This is a genomic window from Campylobacter coli LMG 9860, assembly GCF_000254135.1.
Classification (GTDB): Bacteria; Campylobacterota; Campylobacteria; order Campylobacterales; family Campylobacteraceae; genus Campylobacter_D; species Campylobacter_D coli.
In genome coordinates this window covers 1-640 of sequence record NZ_AINS01000029.1, presented here as the reverse complement: position 1 = coordinate 640, position 640 = coordinate 1, and the positions used below count along the sequence as shown (strand labels likewise).

The window sequence follows — 640 nt, the reverse complement described above, 5'->3', positions numbered from 1 at the left end:
AGGGGTTTGAAACGGATTTCTTTTTTTATTTAACAAGGTTGTTTTTATAAATCGTAATTAAAAGTATTTTGTCGTTTTTTGAATCTATATAATATGGAATGACATATTTCTTAAAGATAAAATCTCTTATGTTTTCATCATTAAAAAGAGTAGATTTTCGAAATTTATAAGGCATATTGTCAATACATAAAATAGCATCTTTTAAAGATTTTGAAAAATAATTTTTTGCACTCACACTATCTTTAGCAATAAAGGCTAAAATATTATTAAGCTCTTTTTTAAATTTGTCACTTTCCACAATTTTCATTTACAGCCATTCGCTACCTAATGGAGTTACTGATAATTTTCCTTGTTTATAGTGTAATAAAGTTTCTTCAGCTTCTTTTTTTACTTCATCTAAGGTTCGATTATCTTCATAATTATCCAAAGTAGCTTCTAAATCATTTTTAGAAATTTTAAAAATAGCTCCTGCATTTTTTGACAAACATTCTAAGCTTTTTATGAAATCAATATTATCACTTGTAATGGTTATAGTGTGCATTATAATTCCTTTTTTGAAGTTTATTAACATGATAATACCATATTTTAATAAATTTTTGCAAGTATTTTTATTGTAAAATACCTATTTTTAGGGGTTTGA

General features: G+C 24.1%; 2 protein-coding genes. Both read right to left on the bottom strand.

Translation table 11 applies throughout. From position 1 onward, the window contains the following. Nucleotides 1-25: 25 nt before the first annotated feature. Nucleotides 26-307 (bottom strand): type II toxin-antitoxin system RelE/ParE family toxin, encoded by a 282-nt coding sequence (locus CCO88_RS04120; protein WP_002779571.1) that lies wholly within the window; start codon nucleotides 305-307, stop codon nucleotides 26-28. Continuing rightward, nucleotides 308-541, bottom strand: a complete 234-nt coding sequence (locus CCO88_RS04115; RefSeq protein WP_002779572.1) for a hypothetical protein — start codon at nucleotides 539-541, stop codon at nucleotides 308-310. Between the last annotated feature and the right edge of the window lie 99 nt (nucleotides 542-640).